This is a genomic window from Streptomyces xylophagus (assembly GCF_000716435.1).
GTDB classification, from domain to species: Bacteria; Actinomycetota; Actinomycetes; order Streptomycetales; family Streptomycetaceae; genus Streptomyces; species Streptomyces xylophagus.
Window position 1 is genome coordinate 1 of the sequence record NZ_JNWO01000009.1, and the last position, 16045, is coordinate 16045.

Annotated in this window: 17 protein-coding genes and 1 tRNA gene; 4 read left to right on the top strand and 14 right to left on the bottom strand. The window is 63.0% G+C overall.

The window, feature by feature from the left end; all coding sequences use genetic code 11:
* Positions 1 to 228 precede the first annotated feature (228 nt).
* Positions 229 to 822 carry a response regulator gene (locus tag OO70_RS22060; RefSeq protein ID WP_078651524.1) on the bottom strand — a complete coding sequence of 198 codons (594 nt, stop codon included), beginning with the start codon at positions 820 to 822 and terminating at the stop codon, positions 229 to 231.
* A gap of 59 nt (positions 823 to 881) precedes the next feature.
* On the opposite strand from OO70_RS22060, the gene OO70_RS22065 reads away from it, so the two are divergent.
* Positions 882 to 953 (top strand) — tRNA-Arg (locus tag OO70_RS22065).
* Between the two features lie 218 nt (positions 954 to 1171).
* Here the strand turns inward: OO70_RS22065 and OO70_RS22070 are convergent.
* The 9 genes from OO70_RS22070 to OO70_RS56080 form a co-directional block, all read right to left on the bottom strand.
* Positions 1172 to 1633 carry a DUF2199 domain-containing protein gene (locus OO70_RS22070; protein ID WP_043674167.1) on the bottom strand — a complete coding sequence of 154 codons (462 nt, stop codon included), beginning with the start codon at positions 1631 to 1633 and terminating at the stop codon, positions 1172 to 1174.
* A gap of 173 nt (positions 1634 to 1806) precedes the next feature.
* Entirely contained in the window at positions 1807 to 3195 is a 1389-nt protein-coding gene (locus OO70_RS22075) for a tyrosine-type recombinase/integrase (protein WP_043674171.1), read from the bottom strand.
* Complete coding sequence (locus tag OO70_RS22080; protein WP_019060844.1) at positions 3192 to 3395, bottom strand: helix-turn-helix transcriptional regulator; 204 nt, start codon at positions 3393 to 3395, stop codon at positions 3192 to 3194. Before OO70_RS22080 ends, OO70_RS22075 begins: the two co-directional genes overlap by 4 nt.
* Positions 3385 to 4746: a replication initiator gene (locus tag OO70_RS22085; protein WP_043674178.1), complete on the bottom strand. Its 1362-nt coding sequence runs from the start codon at positions 4744 to 4746 to the stop codon at positions 3385 to 3387. Before OO70_RS22085 ends, OO70_RS22080 begins: the two co-directional genes overlap by 11 nt.
* Positions 4743 to 5000 (bottom strand): hypothetical protein, encoded by a 258-nt coding sequence (locus OO70_RS22090; protein ID WP_043674181.1) that lies wholly within the window; start codon positions 4998 to 5000, stop codon positions 4743 to 4745. The genes OO70_RS22085 and OO70_RS22090 overlap by 4 nt, the downstream gene beginning before the upstream one ends.
* Before the next feature lie 104 nt (positions 5001 to 5104).
* Positions 5105 to 5395 carry a hypothetical protein gene (locus tag OO70_RS22095; RefSeq protein WP_043674185.1) on the bottom strand — a complete coding sequence of 97 codons (291 nt, stop codon included), beginning with the start codon at positions 5393 to 5395 and terminating at the stop codon, positions 5105 to 5107.
* A gap of 44 nt (positions 5396 to 5439) precedes the next feature.
* Complete coding sequence (locus OO70_RS22100) at positions 5440 to 5634, bottom strand: hypothetical protein (RefSeq protein ID WP_019060840.1); 195 nt, start codon at positions 5632 to 5634, stop codon at positions 5440 to 5442.
* Positions 5635 to 5646: 12 nt separating this feature from the next.
* Entirely contained in the window at positions 5647 to 6969 is a 1323-nt protein-coding gene (locus OO70_RS22105) for an FtsK/SpoIIIE domain-containing protein (protein WP_043674189.1), read from the bottom strand.
* Positions 6969 to 7310 (bottom strand): SCO3933 family regulatory protein, encoded by a 342-nt coding sequence (locus OO70_RS56080; protein WP_043674193.1) that lies wholly within the window; start codon positions 7308 to 7310, stop codon positions 6969 to 6971. Before OO70_RS56080 ends, OO70_RS22105 begins: the two co-directional genes overlap by 1 nt.
* 204 nt (positions 7311 to 7514) lie before the next feature.
* On the opposite strand from OO70_RS56080, the gene OO70_RS22115 reads away from it, so the two are divergent.
* The 3 genes from OO70_RS22115 to OO70_RS56085 all read left to right on the top strand — a co-directional run bounded on the left by OO70_RS22115 (position 7515) and on the right by OO70_RS56085 (position 10034).
* Entirely contained in the window at positions 7515 to 8255 is a 741-nt protein-coding gene (locus OO70_RS22115) for a GntR family transcriptional regulator (RefSeq protein WP_043674196.1), read from the top strand.
* 541 nt (positions 8256 to 8796) lie between these two features.
* Entirely contained in the window at positions 8797 to 9393 is a 597-nt protein-coding gene (locus tag OO70_RS57060) for a DUF6082 family protein (RefSeq protein WP_407702817.1), read from the top strand.
* A gap of 320 nt (positions 9394 to 9713) precedes the next feature.
* Positions 9714 to 10034 (top strand): DUF6083 domain-containing protein, encoded by a 321-nt coding sequence (locus OO70_RS56085; protein WP_234336902.1) that lies wholly within the window; start codon positions 9714 to 9716, stop codon positions 10032 to 10034.
* A 249-nt stretch (positions 10035 to 10283) separates the two neighbouring features.
* Here OO70_RS56085 and OO70_RS52560 read toward each other — a convergent pair whose 3' ends face one another.
* The 4 genes from OO70_RS52560 to OO70_RS57065 form a co-directional block, all read right to left on the bottom strand.
* The gene (locus tag OO70_RS52560) at positions 10284 to 11480 is read right to left on the bottom strand and encodes a response regulator transcription factor (protein ID WP_078651508.1); all 1197 of its coding nucleotides are present in this window, start codon (positions 11478 to 11480) and stop codon (positions 10284 to 10286) included.
* Positions 11477 to 14467, bottom strand: a complete 2991-nt coding sequence (locus tag OO70_RS52565) for an ATP-binding protein (RefSeq protein WP_158711500.1) — start codon at positions 14465 to 14467, stop codon at positions 11477 to 11479. Before OO70_RS52565 ends, OO70_RS52560 begins: the two co-directional genes overlap by 4 nt.
* Before the next feature lie 758 nt (positions 14468 to 15225).
* Entirely contained in the window at positions 15226 to 15696 is a 471-nt protein-coding gene (locus OO70_RS22135) for an SMI1/KNR4 family protein (protein WP_158711501.1), read from the bottom strand.
* Positions 15697 to 15869: 173 nt separating this feature from the next.
* On the bottom strand, positions 15870 to 16013 hold the full coding sequence (locus OO70_RS57065) for a DUF6959 family protein (protein WP_407702818.1): 144 nt from the start codon (positions 16011 to 16013) through the stop codon (positions 15870 to 15872).
* Positions 16014 to 16045 lie beyond the last annotated feature (32 nt).

The window sequence follows — 16045 nt, forward strand, 5'->3', positions numbered from 1 at the left end:
GAGATTTCTGCCTGTCTCGTGGGCTCGGAGATGTGTATAAGAGACAGGTGTGCAGGGGTGCTGTACCGGGGGGGGAAGGACACGGTGCGCGGAAACGGAGTGCACGAGCACACCGGGTGCACGAGCACACCGGGTGCACGAGCACACCGGGTGCACGGAGACTCGGTGTGCGGGGCCCGACGCATGGGTCCCGGTATGTATATGGCCCCGGTGTGTGTATGGGGAGCCTCAGCCGCCGGTACGACCGCCCCGCCCGGCGCGCTCGGCCCGTTCGGCTTCGCCGGCACCGAAGGCGCCGTCGAGGGAGAGGCCACGGGCCGGGTCACGCCGCCCACGCTCGATCAACTGCCGTACGAGAGTGATGAGTTCGGAAGGCTCGAAGGGCTTGGCGAGAAACGCGTCGACCCCGACGTCGAGCCCGCTCTCGACCTCGTACTGAGTGCAGGCGCTGACGATGGCGAGGGGCAGATCACGGGTACGGGGATCGCTGCGGAGCCGAGCGGCAGTCCGCAGCCCGTCCAGCCGAGGCATGACGACATCCAGGGTCACCACATCGGGCCGCACCTGATGAATGACGTCCAGACACTCGGCACCATCGGCCGCGGTCACGACCTCGAGACCCTCCAGCTCGAGATTGACCCTGATCAACTGCCGGATGACCTTGTTGTCGTCCACAACAAGCACCCGACCCGACGCGCCTGGCACAACTCGAGAGTAGGTCCGGACCGGCCACCGCGTCCGGGTTTTCCCCACTTCCACCCCCTGCGAGCGACCCGGCACACTTCCCCGACCGCCTCCCTGACCACCGAGAAACCCGTTCATGAACACCGGTATGGAGCTGGTAGGGTTCTACCCGTCGCCGCGAACACCGCGACCGATACGCCCCCGTAGCTCAGGGGATAGAGCAACGGCCTCCGGAGCCGTGTGCGCAGGTTCGAATCCTGCCGGGGGCACCTTGGATTAGGTGCCTAAAGACCCCGCCATCAGCGCTTTAGCTGAAGACGGGGTCTTCGCGTGTGCGCAGGCGGATGCCGCCGAAAGCAGCCGTTTGCCAGTGATCACGTTGTAATAGCGTGTTGATCTTGAGGGGCTTCGCGGCAGGTCAGCGCGTGTTCGGCGCCCCTTCAACGTACCCCTGTAGACCAACCGTCCGCCGGTCGTGCGAGTCAGATCAGACGTTGTCGCCGTTGGGGTGGAGGACGGCCTCAGCGATCTCACGTACGCGGTCCTGGGTGATGCCGGCGCGCTGCTCGACGGCGAGGGAATGGTCGGTGGGTTCCAGCTCGACGAAGGGACGCCGACCGAGTGGACGGGTGTGTGCGTTCGTCTTCAGGTTGAGTGTGCTGGGCGAGTAAAGGCTCAACTCAGTGTTCAACCAGCCGAAGTACGGCTTCTCAGCTTCACGACCGGGGGTGTTCCACATGTCCAGAGCTCGGGCGAAATTGTCCCGGCTCAAGGAGACCCAGACGCCCCAGGAGAAGAGGTCTTCGCTGCCGATCACCGGTATCTCGATCAGGCCCTTGATGAAGTAATGCTGACCCTTGATGACGCACTGGTCGGAGGACAGCATGCTGTCGGCATCGTCTGCGAAGTTCTGGTCCCAGACGTCAGGAGCCATGGTGGAGTAGCTCATCGGAAGCTCCGCGTGGTACTCCCCGCAGCATGAGCATGTGAAGCCGAGATCGTTAGCCATGGCGGGGAGCTTAACCAGCCACTGATCACGCGCGATCGTCCACATATACGCAGACAGACCGGAGCCCCGGGCTAGGCAGCCCGGGGCTCCGGTTCGTCGGTCTTGCGGTCGTGTCAGTCAGTGAGGCCATCCACCTCCCCCAGGCCCTGCATGATGCGCTCGTTCATCTCCTGCTCTTGGCCGTCGATGCACTTGGCGTAGATCTTGAGCAGCACGTCGACCGAGTGGCCGGCGCGTGCCGCCACTTCCGGTGCGGGCACACCGGAGTTGAGCCACTGGGACACGCCCGCGTGCCGCAGGTCGTAGGGCCGGAAAGCGAGCGCTGAGGAGACCTGTTCGGGCAGGAACGCCAGCTCTCGCGTCTGCTTCCAAACGCGCGAGTACGACGAGGCCGCTACGACGTTGCCCCGCTCACTGGCGAAGAGCCGGCCGTCCTTGGCAGTACCGAACTCCTTCAGATGCTCACGGAGCAGGCGCACCAACGGAGGCGGGATGGGCACGATGCGCACGTCACCCTCCGCACGCTGCTTCAGGCCCCGCCGGTCGTGCGCCTCCCCGGAATCCGTCCACGCCTTGCCTGCCGTCGGACGTGTCTCGGCCAGCTCGATACGTCCCCAACCCGACGCCGGGAGCACGCAGTCCGACCGACGCAGGCCGAGCGCTTCACCGGGGCGCATGGCGGCGTAGTACAAGCACCCGAAGAAGGCGCGCAGCCGTCGACCGCTCGCCCGCTCGTAGCCGCCGACGTACGTCACCGCAGCCAGCAACTCCCGCGCCTGCCGCGGATTAACCACGACTCGGCGGTCGACCTCTTGCACCGCGCGCTTGCCACGCTTGCGGCGCACTCGGCTCAGCGGGTTGGACTGTAGAAGCTCCAACTCGACTGCGTACTCAAGCGAGTTGAACACAACTGCCCGCCGCCGCCGATACGTCTGCGTTGCCGCAGGCTTGCCGTCCAACTTGCGCCCGAGACCGTCGATCAGCTCATGCACGCGAGCGATCTCCAGCAACTCCGCCACGGGCAGAGAGGCCCGCTCGATCCAGCGCACCGCCGAAGCAATCTCCTCCGGCCGATCCTGCTTCCTCCGTGACAAAGGAAGGAGGTACGAGCGCAGCGCACGCCGCACTATCTGTGGAGTTGGCCGTCCCCGAACCGGCTTGACCAGTACAGGGACGACCGTCGCCAACGCGTCGGTCATGCTGTCACGTTGCTTCGCCGACGCCTCAGCCCAGCGCGCATCGATGTACTTGAGCGCCAACTCCAGGTACGTCAGCGCCGCCTTGCCACCACGCAGCGAGTCGGGCAGCCCCGACACCGTGTCGAAGGGCTCGCCCTTGTCGACGGCTCGCAACAGCTTGGCCCTGAAGCGGTCGGCGAGTGCCGTCGTCTTATAGGACTCGCTGAACGCCTGCCCATCAACGACCCAGCGGACAAGGTGAGTTGGCTTTTTGGTCGTCTTGTTGACCGAGAGCTTCCACACGGAGACCTTGTACGACTTCACGACGCGGCCCCCTCCGCACGCTCCGCCAACCAGTCGTTGAGTACGTCACGGCGAACCCTCAACTCCCCGTTGGGTAAACGGATGCAGGCCGGCGCGAGGCGCAGTTCGCGCCAGCGGTAGAAGGTGCGCCGGGAGATCCCGCCCAGCTCTTCGAGCACCTGCCGCACTGTGAGCAGTTCGGCCGTCTTCTCACGCGCCATGAAGACCACCGCCCTCCCGCACGGAGGCCGCCAGGAGAGCCGCCTCCGGCGAGTAACCACGCCCGGCGTAGCGCCACTGCCCGACGGTGACGGTTGTCCGCCCGCCGATACCGAGGGCGGTTCGCTGCTCCTCCGCACGGTGTTCTGCACGCGCCTCACGGAGAGCGGTCAGAGTCGTCGAGTAGCGCCGTGACTTGGTGGAGAAGTGGCCGCCGTAGCCGAGCATGTGGGCCCAACGGCGCAGCCCCAGAGACTCGAAGGGGGGTAGACCGCCGAGCCACCAGCACGTACTGATCATGCGGAGGACGTGGGCCCGTACCGGCAGCATGACCAGTTCTCGCGCCTGGTGAATCCGGCCGTCGACCGCGCCGGCGGACTCAGCTCCCTTCGTGGCGTACTTCGCGATGTAGCCCGCAACGGCCGCGGAGGTCAGCCGCTCCCCCGCTCCGAACGCCGCGATGGGCCGCACGTCGACCTGTTCGCCGAACCGCAGCACGCGAGTGCCGACGACATCCACGCCAGGAGCGATGAGCCGCACGCGACCGACGACCGCCTGTACCGCGTCCATCAGCAGAGCCGTTGTGGCCCAACCGGGCGGAGCCGAGGCCGGTCCATCCGGCCCGTCGAGGCGGACCACGGCATGGAAGTGGACCAGGCCCCGCCGCTGGTACTCGGCTACCTTCGCGTACGACAACCGGGCCACGTCCGCGAGTTCGGTACGGGACAGCCCAACGCGCCGGGCGATCTCGCGACGCAACTCCAGCGCGAACCGGTGCCAGAGTTGACCCGCGTACGCCTGCCAGAGGACAGCCCCGGCGTAGTCGTAGCAGCGCGGGCACAGGGGCTCGCCGAGACGGGGCTCACCCTCCAAGTGCCGCTCATGGCATCCGACGGGCGAGCCGTGCGGGCAGCACTCCCCCACCTTCCGGGGACGACATGCCCGTACATGGCCCGCACGCTCACGACTGGTATGAACTGGCCCGAAGCCGGGAGCGGTGAGGGTGGCGAACACCCGAGGGTGCCCGCTCACCGACTCCGTGACGTTCTTGCCGCCGACCAGTCCAGCCCGAATCAGTTGGTAGGTGTCGGCTCGATAGAGGCGGGAGCAGGACGGGCAGACCGTCGCACGCCGGTTGCCGCATGCGGTCAGGAGTCGACCGCCGTAGACGTCCGACGCGTACGAGAACAGGGCCTCGCCCGTGTTCGTGTCGACGACGGTTGCCCCGCCGACCAGGTGGATCGGGTTGGTGCAGCCGGCGAGGCTGACGATGTTGCGCCGCCAGGCTGCGAACTCCGGCTCTGCTGCCCTGGTGAGCAGGGCAGCAACGTTCTTCGGCATGGACGCGGTCATTGCCGACCACCGCCTCCGAACGCATGCCACATCACGGCAGCGATTGCTTCCGTACGGGTCTTGGCGCTGAACCGGAGCGTCGGGTCCGTGAGCCAGAGTGCGGCGGCATGCGCCGGGCACAGATGACGCTCGAAGCCGTCGAGCCCGACGAGGACGATCGGTTCCCGTCCGTCGCAGGTCGACACTTCGGAGTCGACGACCCTCAATTCGCACTCGGGCAGAGGGGATTTGCGCGATCGATGCGCGGTGGACAAAGTGTGAGTACTCCTTTCACTGCTCACGTGGCGGATGGAGTGGGTTCCTGACGGGGTCGGGTTTGGCGACTTCGCGCCCCGTCGGGAGCCCGTCATACGGGCGATCACTGCGGTTCCTTGGGCGGGATCGCGACGACGCTGTACGCGATCGGTCCGAAGGCGCGACGTGCGTCGTAGTAGCCCTCGCCGAGGTCCTCCACCGGGACGCCGAGCGGAGCAGCGACGTGTTCCGTGCCCTCCCTGCGAGCGGTGGAGTCGGCCGCGTCGACGAAGACGCCGAACGACGCATTGCGCGGTACGAGGACACTGGGGTTCGCGGCGAGGAAGTCCGCCAGCTCCCGCAGGCCGGCGATGAACGCAGCCCGGTCGCCAGAGCGGATTTCGTACGTGGACATGGCTCGCCCACCTCTCTGTTGAACGAACATCGGGTGAGGTCGCTTCAGAAGCGGAGTTGGCCGAGGAAGCCGCTGACCGCGACGAGGACCGCCTGAACCACCGGCGCGGCCACGGTCTTTGCCACCAGAAAGCCGAAGGTCCCGCAGAGCAATGTGTCCGCCCAGCGCAGGTAGCGGATGCGCAGCAGGAACCAGATGAACAGGCCGAGCAGCAACACGGCCGACATGGACACCAGCACGACAGCCCCCTCTCACTTGGCCGCGGTGAGCAATTCGGGCAGGACCGGGGCGAGGTGCGCGTACTCAGCCGCGATGGCTTCCGCGTCCACCTCGGTGACCAGGTGCGAGCGGGCCCGTTCCCAGCCGTCGCCGGAGGCCAGCACGGCCGTACCGGCCTGTTCCGGTGTGATGGCTTGTGCGGCCTTGAGCGCGTCGGGATTGAGATCCCCGAGCGCCATTTCCGCCGTACCGGGATCGGCCACCCGGTGGCACACGCGTCCGCCGAGTTGGGCACGCAGTGCCGTGACGCCCGGCCCCAAGTCGGAGCCCACCCGTTGGCCGGCCACGACGAGGAACACCCCAAGCGCGGCGCCGAGTTGGGCGAGTCGGATCAACGCCGTACCGGCCGCGTGTGCTTCGTCCTTCTCGTTGCGACTCGCGATGAGAAAGAGTTCTGCGATCTCGTCGACAATCACGACGACGGGGACCGGGCGTTCCTTCTCCGACAGACCCCAGATGTTGCGTACGCGAGCCGCCCGACAGACGGTCATGCGGTCGAGGGTCAGGTCGACGAGCGCCGTCAGGAGTCGAACCGCTTGTTCGCGGTTGGTCGCCAGGGCGGACAACCGGGGCTCGTAGAGCGATAGTTCCATGCCGCCCTTGCAGTCGATGCCGACCAGGGCGACCGGTTGCGGAGCCAGGCCCGCTACGAGTGCGTTGATCAACGTCGACTTGCCGGACCGTGTGGCACCGACGATCAGCCAGTGCGGCACACGCCGCAGGTCGATGACCCAACCGGCACCGGTTTCCAGAACGCCCACAGCGACCCGGAGCAGTTGAGCGGGCCCGCGCTGTTTCGGCAGTCGAGGAGCGGCGAGCGGATCGGCCACGGAGGCGGCGATCCGTACGACTCCCGGCCTCCAAGAGGTGACCCGCACCCCATGGACCTGCCAGTCCTCCGCCATGGCGGGCCCCGCCTTGACGAAGTCCTCGGGCACCTGCCCCGGCAACAGCCGTACCAGCAGCCAGAATCCGCCGCCCGTCGGGCGTATGAGCCCGTGCCGCGGGACACGCGGTTGAGGGGGAGGTGCCCCGTTGCCAACGAGCCCGGACACCACGGTCAGCGCCGGCCGACGGCTCACGGCGAGTCCGCACCCGGCCATCAACGGCCGCCAGGTGCGCACCACTTGGACGACCATGACCGGGAAGCCGAGTAACAGCCACCAGGCCACGGGGTAGCGGCGGCGCAGGGCCGGGCCTGCGAGGAGCAGGCCCGACACCAGCACTGCGGCCACCACCAGAACCCAACTCGGCCAGACCGTCCCGGCCGAGGAAGTGGAGGAGGCCAGGGTCATCACTGCCCAGCCCCCTTCCCCGCCGGAGCGCTCAGGGGCCGGATCTCCGCCGCACGGAATGCGATCCCGTGCCGCCCATCGTTCTCCCAGGGCGTGGCGACCAAGTCCCGTACGGCCACGGGCATACCGAGCTGCACGCTGGCCGGCTCACCGGCGACGCTCACGTTCACCACGTCCGCCGATGACCCGGCCATCAGGCAAAGACCGACCTGGAACACGGTCTTACCGGTGTCACGGTCAACACGAAGCTGACCGGTCTCACGATTCGCAACCCGCGGAGCCGGGGGTACGGCACAGATGATCCCCGTGAACTTCGCGGTGTCGATCGGAAGGCTTGCCACTGATCTGAACTCCTCATCCCTGGCACCCGGAGGCCGATCCTTCGGGTTGCTAGACCACCCGTAGTACGGGTGACCGGAGTCCAGAGTGCGACCCGTAGTACGGGTTGTCAACCGTCTTGTGATGAGAGAGGCTGTCTACGCACGTGGACGAACTGTCCACGCAGACGCACAGCCGAGAGACGATCACGGCCACGGAGGGCCCGCATGCCGCCGAAGAACACGCAGCCGAAGTATCGGCAGATCGCCGACTACCTGCGCGAAGGCATCCTGGACGGCACCTTCCCCGCCGGCCAACCGCTCCCCTCAGAGGAGACGTTGGCTAAGCAGTTCGGCGTGACGCGTCCCACAGTCCGTCAGGGCCTCACAGAGCTACGGGCATCCGGCCTGGTCGAGGTGATCATGGGCCGAGGCACATTCGCCCGCTCACCCCAGAGCCGCCCAAGCCTCACGCGCCCGCGCGGCGTCCGCCTGGCCCCCGACGGCCGGTACATGGAGGCCGACGGCATCCAGTGGACGAACTCCGAGCCACCGGTAGCCACTCGCACGGACGCCCCCTTGGCGTTGGCGGATCTCCTCCGCATCCCACCAGGCGAGCCGATGTTCACGTACGACGCCTTGCAGACCGCCGACCACGGCCGCCTCCGCCAACTCCACCGCACGTACGTGCCGTTCTCCGTCCTGGTCGACACGAAGTACGAGGAGGAAGCACCGCCGTCAGCGCCGGGACTCTACGTCGCGCTTGCTGCGCTGGGCCACGAACTTCACTTCACGGAGTACATCCGCACTCGCATGCCCCTACCGGACCAGGCCCAGGCCCTCCGCCTTCCCGAAGGCGTCCCGCTCCTTCATGTCATCCGCGTGACGCTTACCGAGGGAGACAAGCCGCTAGCCCTGGAGGAGTTCCACCTTCCCGGCGACGATCTGGAACTGTCCTTCAAGCTGTAGCCGAACCTCAGTTGGCTCAGATTTTCTCCACGTCATCAAGTGCCCGCGCAGGCGCGGGCTGGCCCCAGGGCTCCGGCCCCTCTGCGCCTTCGGCGCCGGGGCCAAGCCCTGGGGCCGCAGCAAGTTACGGCCCCGAGTAGAGACCTGGACATGCAGTAGCCACGGCCAGAACATGCCTCCGGCGGGGGATCAGCCGGCACCGGGATGGAGGGGGCGCCGTACGCGACTGCGGACCCGTAGGGGTGGGCGTGGGGTGCTTCCATCCCGACCACCATCGACCCAGGCAGAGCCGAGCAGACGCGGCCCATGGCGTCCAGGTCGTTCGTACAGTGGCGCGCTCCACCTGGACGCCATGAACCACGCCCGCTCCACGGTGTGTGGGTCGACGGCGGACGGGATGGAAGCTGGGGAGGCTGGTGGGAGGCGGCTGCGATGCGTCCTTGCTGAATAACTGAGGCTCGCCGATCCTGCATGCGAAGCAGTAGAGACGTTGGGGGGAACGGGGATGAAATCACAACGAGCACAGTGGTTGTCGTGGTGCATGGTGGCCATAGGTCTTCTGATACTGATCTTCCTGACGCCATTGGCCCTCGAACAAGTAGCTCCGACCCACAAGGATTGGGGTCGGCTGAGCGCTGTAAGCCAGACTTACGGAGCGCTATCAGTTCCCCTCTCGGCGATCGCTCTCCTAGGCGTAGCCGCTTCACTGGCCTACCAGGCACATCAGACGAAGATTGCTAACGAGGAAGCGGAGCGCTCATCACACCGGCAACTACTGATGTACACCTTGGACCACCCGGAGTTCCTAGTGTGTTGGGAGCCCGTGGCCAGCATGCCGTCGGCAGACGAGAGGCGTCACCTGATCTTCATAAACCTGATCATAAGTAACTGGCACGCAGACTACGTGCTGCGGAGGTGGAACGATCAACAGGCCCGAGCGGTACTGAACGTCCACTTCCAAGGAGCGCTCGCTCGCAAGCACTGGGAGCAGTCTGCCTCCGTCTGGCGACGAACCGCTGAGGCCGCAGGCGATCGTCGAAAGACTCGCTTCGTTGACCTGGCGGACGAGAGCTACGCGATAGCCGAGGCGACCGGGCCCGGTGTACCTCCTGAGGCCTACTTTGCTGATCCCTCGTGACGCTCGTAACCGTGTCAAGGGCGCCGGTTGAGCCTGGCATCAACAGTGGCGGTCGGTTTCAGACGATGGTGGACAACAGATCCAGTTAGGCATCGAGTTAACCAGCCTTACAGCGCAAGTCGCCGCCGAATTAGGCCAAATCGCGCCCTACTGAGATCCGGTCAGATTCGCTCACACTCGAACACATGGGGGCGATTCGGGATCGTGACCAGCTGGCATGCCATCGCTGCGGGGAGACCAGCCCCAGCGTGCGTGAGCGCGGACGGTTCGGCCTCATGGCGAGCTACTGCGAGAGGTGCTGGAACACCTACGCCAACGAGATGGCCGAAGCCGATGGCGCCACAGCCCCGCCCAGACCGAGCCCCGACCCCGACGACGTGACATGGATCGAGCCGCCACGTTGCCCGGAATGCGGTGCTTTGGTTCGCTTGTTCCCGACTAACTACGATCGATGGGTCAGCCTCGCCATGGTGGAGTTGCCCGCGAAAGACGTCCCAGCGGCCTTCAGGTGGCGTTTGACGAGGGTTCCGGACCGATCCCCCGTCCCCACGGATATCGTGGCCGTACGGGTCCGTGGAATCGATCCGCTACCGAGCGAACCCGTCGTGCCGGCTCATCGCATGATGTGCGTCCCCGAGTGAGGTGCGCCGTAGATCGCGCGGCAGCGAGCCGGAGGCCCGACCCGTGTCCTCCACGTGCCCGATCGAGCGGCGACCGGCGGGGAGTAGCGGGGAACGCCGGCGAGCGACCCGAGAACCGGCAGGTCAGGGTCTCAGCAGGTCAGCCTCGGTCCGCATACGCGATCTTCCAAACTGGGTGCTCCAGGGCTCCCCACGCAGCGGCGCTTGACTGGGTCATTGAGACTCAGTCGCTCTCAATCAACTAGTTCCCTAGAGCCACTTCATCACAGCTGCCCAAGTACCTTGAGGGTGGTCCAAATCCCGCACGTCTTCACCATCGTCCACCTTGGCATACTTCAGTGGGGTGGAAGAATCCAAAGCGCTCCGGCCACGACGCACACCGTCGAACTGAAAACAACGGGTCGAGCTCTCTGCGGTCCGCGCGATAAGCCAAGGTTCCAGAGACAGCGGCGAAACGCCAGGAGCAAATAGCACTACTTGACCAGTTACTTGCGGGCTATCCGACTGGAGAAGATCGGGAATCGGCTTACCGACACCCCTGAAAGCCAGAATCTCCACCCCATACTTGGCACCATCGAAAGTCATGGAGGTGGTCACTCCGACCGAGAATCTCCAAAACGCAAAAGCTCGATGGGCAAAGATGCGGAGAAGGCGGTCTACTCGCCGATGAGCAGAAGGATCAGGCATTGCTCTACCATGTGCAATATCATTCCGAAGATTAACGAGATCCTGCACTAGTTGACGATCGGCACGTTCCGGCGCCAACCATGAGAACAAGTCATTGAATGCGGGCACTGGATCCGAACCGCGAGCCAGAGCTACTGACAAGGCAAACCAAGTGCCCATACTTGGCTGCATGAGACGCTCAGCAGCGATCCCAGACAGTAGTGACGGCGCCGGATTACTCAATCCAATTTGAGCCGCCAAGCGCAAGATAGCCTCAAGCGCGTGCAGCCCTTCAATTACTTTCTTTTCCGGATCAATAGTCCGCGTGTAGCGAGCAAAACGTAGTGCCAGTGGAGTGGGAAGGCACCCACTTGCAGCATCCAGTGAGCTTTCTAGAGAATCGTCAAGTATTTGCTCACAGCGCGCTAGCAGCTCAGTGTCCGCCGCGTCCTTATCAATCCAGTCGGTCGCACCAAGACGCAGAGACTCGATAACCTGCTGTTTTGATCCTTCACCGGAGAGCACAAGCACGGGAACGCGCCAACCACAAGAGTTAAGCTGCCGCAGGAGCCATAGCCCTCCCCATTCATCAGGAGGCATCTTCATGTCGACCACTACGAGATCAAATGGCCAGGATGTCATATCCCGCATGGCAGCATTGCCGTCTGGAGCGAATCGCAATTTCGCTCCAGCCTTTCGCAGAGGACTACAGATTGTTCGAGCCACATCTACTTGATCGTCTGCAACCAGAATCCGAGCACCATTCAGAGGAGATGTCACGAGCCCTCCTGTGTCAGATCAGAAGATAGCGGGAGAGTAATGAGCCATGCTGTACCTGAGTTGGATGGCACGAGCGTAAGTTCCCCTCCAACACGACCCAGTAGAGAACGGACACCCAGAAGACCGAGGCCATTACCACCGGGTTTGGTACTGCGTACCCGCTCACCCGATGAGAGCGCCTCAATTACTTGCCCTGGAAGGCCCGGCCCGTCATCGGCTACTTCAATCACGGCTTCGTTGTCATCGGAGGTCCAATCAAGCATAATCGCTCCCCCCTCCGAGAGGGCTTCAATAGAGTTTCCCACTAGATTGTCCAAGACAGCTATGAGTCCGCGCTCGCTCAGCGCCACACGTACTGTCTGGCGCGCGTCTGGCACTGAGAGGGAGATGTGTCTCGGAAGTCGCGAAAGCATGGTAGACGCGTAGGAGCGAAGGAAGGATCCAAGCTCAGTATTTTCCGCGTCTACGGGTTTCAGAAGCGAAGTAGTTGCCCGAAGGCGGACAGCCAAAGCTTGCGCTTGGTCAAGGTGACGACTTGCCGCAAGTTGCTGTTCGAGTCTCGCGGTACGTGTATCCGCAGGAGAAGACGTCGCCAACCGAGCCGCAACCAGCTGATTCTTTAGATCATGTAGCAAGTCGGCTACTGCGGCTTGGTAGGGATGGGCGATCGGTTCCATCGCAGCCAGTGCCGCTCGAGTAATAGGGCCCGGTGAATCAGGAACAGTCGCACCGACTACCGTAGCTTGAATTCCGTTCTCAGTCGCTTCTACCTTAACTGTCCTGCTGACCCTTGACCACAACGAACACGTGTGTTCGAGAGTCGCACGATCCAATGGATGAGTAGTTGCGAAATCCAGACGCAAAGGCTGACTACTCGCGACTTCTACCACTACCTTGGAACGGGATGTCATAACCGAGTTCATCGCTGCATCCAAAATTGCCCGCTCTCGTCCGGTGACTCTTACGAGGGGCAAAGCTTGCGGAATCTCTAGCCGACCACGATGCAAGAGCTGCCAGTCAGCGGCCAGTTCTCCGACTGAGATGTCAGGGTCTCTACTTCCTAGACACCGGTAGACGTTACAAAGTTGCACAAGAACGTCTAACTGGTCGCGGCTTATGCTTTCAGCATTATCCACGCTTTCCAAGACATCAAGCGTGGCGGTTAGCTCCGACTCAATATCATCAACCGAGTCGGAAATCGCCTCGTTAGCAGCCCGGAATGCTTGTTCAAACCTACTAGCGCTAGGTCGAAAGTCGACTACGCGCGTAACAAGATCATCCGCATCTTGAGACCATTCGAGCAGCTTACGCGGCGATGAAGCCCAGTGAAGACCAAATAGCTTGGAATCGACCCAGCGCTGCACTGGTATGTGTTGCTCTGAAATGATTGCTGCTTGGTGAGTCAGGACAAATCTAGCCAGGGAGAGAGCACCCTTGCTTTTCGCCAATGATTGCTTAGGGTGCTCACTGGCAAGGTGTGCAATAACATCGAGAATGATCTGGGAAACGACTTGCCTGGCGTGCGTTTTTCCCGCGACATCAGCACCAGGTACCTTTGTTTGCACCCCCAGTTCCTGACTGCCTAGAACAGCTACAGCCTTGTATTTCCTGGCATGATCAGGACCCGAAGCAACGAAATCGAGATCAAAGTGCAGTTTCATCGCTGATGCTATTTGAGCAAGCAGGGTCGACGGGTCTGCATCTTGGCTTTCCTGTACCACCATTCGCCAGATGGGTTCCCACTCAATTGGCCATTCTGGACGCATGGCAGCCGGAAATGACTTACTGACGAAAACGGCTCCTATCACGGCTTGGAAAGTATTCGCTCCCAACTCCTGAGGTATGCCCAGTGACGCCTGCCCAGCGCCCAAAAGAAGGCCTTGAGCTAGTCCGGCGTATCGGAATGCCTTGTCAAGAACTCGGTTCGGAGGTGATGAAAGTGACAGCAGCTCTTGGAGTGGGTATTCTGCAGCCTGTCGAGCGCACGAAAGCGAGAACTCATAATTTAGAACTTGGGAGCCAATGTACCCCAATATTAGATTGTCTCGCTGACGACACTCTTTCATTTTTGGTCGGTTCTCATAGGCCCATGATGAGTGAATGAGCGCTTGCGATAGCAGCGGACGAGCTGCCGGCGACAAGCTGAACAGATCCTGCAGGCGCCCTACCATCCGCCCATGAGGCAGCTCTTCAGGAATCTCTACAGCGTTAGTCCCGAGTTCCGGATCTGGTTCCTTTCTGGAGACCTTCGGGACATACTTACGTAGAAATTCTTCAGCCGCTCCCCGGGATGCCGCCTTCTTATTCGGACCTTCACCCATTCCTTGGCGACCGTCTTGGCTTGTCACCGTTGCCTGAAACGCCGCAGCATGGTCGGGGCCACTTCGACGGTACTCGTAGGTAAGTGGCTGCTTTATTTGTTCCTGCAACAGGGTCTTGGGGTCTCGAATACCTGCAGATTGATCCGAGTACGCTAATACGTCACTGACGAGTGAAGCAGCTGTTTCATCCTCGCCAGCAAGGCAGAGAACACCTACCACCTGATAGAAAAAGTCAGCAACTACTCGCCAAGGTAGTGAATTCCTACTCAGGCTACGTCCGATTGAGCAAGAGCTCAGGATCCAGGCCTGCTGTGGCACCCAACGTTGAAGGGAACTGGAGACCTGGGCTACCTCTCCACTTAAAAAGCCGACGTTGGGTATTGACTCTCGACGAAATATTTCAACTGCGACTTGCTTCCTTAGGTAGGACTTGCCGAGCTCTTGCAATGGAGAAAATACACCACGAATAGCCGCAGGAAAGAGCGAGTCGTTCTCGTAAACATAAGAAGTGTGAGTAAGAGCAACTTGAAGGGCCTTGCGTAGCGGAGGGTTTGGATCGGATAGACCAAAGTCACGCAATCCCTGCAAGGCTTCGTCACTACCGAATCCCTCGGGACTGGCTACCTTGCCCAACAATCCTAGGCTGTGAATCTTCTGCTGGTGCATCAAGTCCGGCTCCACGCTCACCCGACCTTTCAGGTCCTCCTACGCAGTCCACGAGGGACTATATAGGCAGTTGTGGCCGCTGGTGAGGTCTATGGCCAATGCCAACCGACCTGCCAGTACTCGACCGTCAGCTGTAGCCGGGCCAGCCCAGCACCACAAGCGCACCAGATCGAGCGGGAGCAGGAAATCACGGCACCGGCAGCCAAGACTGCTGAGAGCACAACTCGGCTGTTCGTCTAGGTCAATCCGCAGCTTCCCAAGCTGATGGCCCACGGTCGGCCTTGACCCCCATCGGCCAGTCCTGATCGGCTGTGCCCATGGCCACGGACCCCGGCGAGTACGAGAAGGCAATGCCGATCGTGGCAGCGTACCTCGCGAAGATCGAGCGGGCGGTTGACCGAACCCGTGCCTCGCATGCCGGACAACCGTATGCAGCAGTCCATCAAGCACTTGTCGAAGCGCTGCAAGACGAGGACGTTCAGCGTGTCGTGCCCCAGGTCGTCGAGGAGTTGGCGCGCCAAATCTCTGGGACACCGACCATGCACCGAGGGGCGGCGGGGTGAGTGTCTAACTGCGTGACAACGCCGACGAACACCAGCGGACACCCACGCACTCCTACGGACCGTACCGGCAGTTCAGAGCCACACCACCCCAAGGCAGCGCCCCCACCCCAGTTGCTTCGGGACGAAGAGGTCATGGGTTCAAGTCCCGCAACCTCAAGGGCGAAGTAGCCGGCTCAGGGCGATGGGGCAGCTGGTCTACGAAGTGGGCTGGCTCTCCAGCAGAGTTTCCACCGTCAGGGTTCCTGCCAGCGTGCCCGTCAGCCATTCCGCGAGATTCACGCCCTGGGGCCAGCACGCGCCTTCATGGTTGCACCACATGTCGCCCGCAGGATCGCGGAAGTCGACCAGCGACCAGATAGTGCAGCCCCAGTCGTAGATCAGCACCAGGCCGGCCGGGATGCGGCCGGACGGATCCGGTCCGTCCTGGTACAAGTCGGCGATGTCCGCGAAGTTGCCCTGTGCGGCCCCACCGCGCACGCCCAGGATCCCTTGCCTCGGGCCGAATCCGCCGTTGGCGACCTCGACGTACAAGCGCCGCAGGAGAGGAGGCAACGAGAACCCGATCACCTCTTCCGCCGAGGTGACAGCCTCCGGTGTTGCGGGCGGCGGCAAAGTCCCCGCCGACGCTACGACCCGCAGCGCCTCAACAACCTCATCATCAGTCACGGACCGAGACTCTCAGTCCAGAGCGGTCGGACGTGCCAGATGCGTGCCAGATCCTAGGGGGAACCACGGGGAACAAGTCTGCGATCGTCTGCGCACCGTTCAAGGTCCACCGCAGGTCAGCGGAGCACTCGCCGCCGAAGGCCTCAAGCTTCCCAAGCTGATGGTCGTGCAGCTCAGTACGGCCGCGGAATCTCGTGTTCGTTCACCTCAGCCTCATACCGCGCCAACAGCGCATCCAGGTCGGCCAGGAGAAGGCCGGCGGAGCCCCGAGCTTCATCCAAGTCGCCACGCTCACAGGCCTCTACTACCTCAGCCACGTCGCTGCGGAGGACGTGAAAGGAGTCGCCTC

Excerpts from the sequence above, each read along its gene's own strand:
- OO70_RS56085 (WP_234336902.1), top strand. The coding sequence starts at position 9,714 with ATGGCCGAAGCCGATGGCGCCACAGCCCCGCCCAGACCGAGCCCCGAC.
- OO70_RS22070 (WP_043674167.1), bottom strand. The coding sequence starts at position 1,633 with ATGAGCTACTCCACCATGGCTCCTGACGTCTGGGACCAGAACTTCGCA.
- OO70_RS22115 (WP_043674196.1), top strand. The coding sequence starts at position 7,515 with ATGCCGCCGAAGAACACGCAGCCGAAGTATCGGCAGATCGCCGACTAC.
- OO70_RS57060 (WP_407702817.1), top strand. The coding sequence starts at position 8,797 with ATGGTGGCCATAGGTCTTCTGATACTGATCTTCCTGACGCCATTGGCC.
- OO70_RS22085 (WP_043674178.1), bottom strand. The coding sequence starts at position 4,746 with ATGACCGCGTCCATGCCGAAGAACGTTGCTGCCCTGCTCACCAGGGCA.
- OO70_RS22095 (WP_043674185.1), bottom strand. The coding sequence starts at position 5,395 with ATGTCCACGTACGAAATCCGCTCTGGCGACCGGGCTGCGTTCATCGCC.
- OO70_RS22080 (WP_019060844.1), bottom strand. The coding sequence starts at position 3,395 with ATGGCGCGTGAGAAGACGGCCGAACTGCTCACAGTGCGGCAGGTGCTC.
- OO70_RS52565 (WP_158711500.1), bottom strand. The coding sequence starts at position 14,467 with ATGCACCAGCAGAAGATTCACAGCCTAGGATTGTTGGGCAAGGTAGCC.
- OO70_RS22105 (WP_043674189.1), bottom strand. The coding sequence starts at position 6,969 with ATGACCCTGGCCTCCTCCACTTCCTCGGCCGGGACGGTCTGGCCGAGT.
- OO70_RS22060 (WP_078651524.1), bottom strand. The coding sequence starts at position 822 with ATGAACGGGTTTCTCGGTGGTCAGGGAGGCGGTCGGGGAAGTGTGCCG.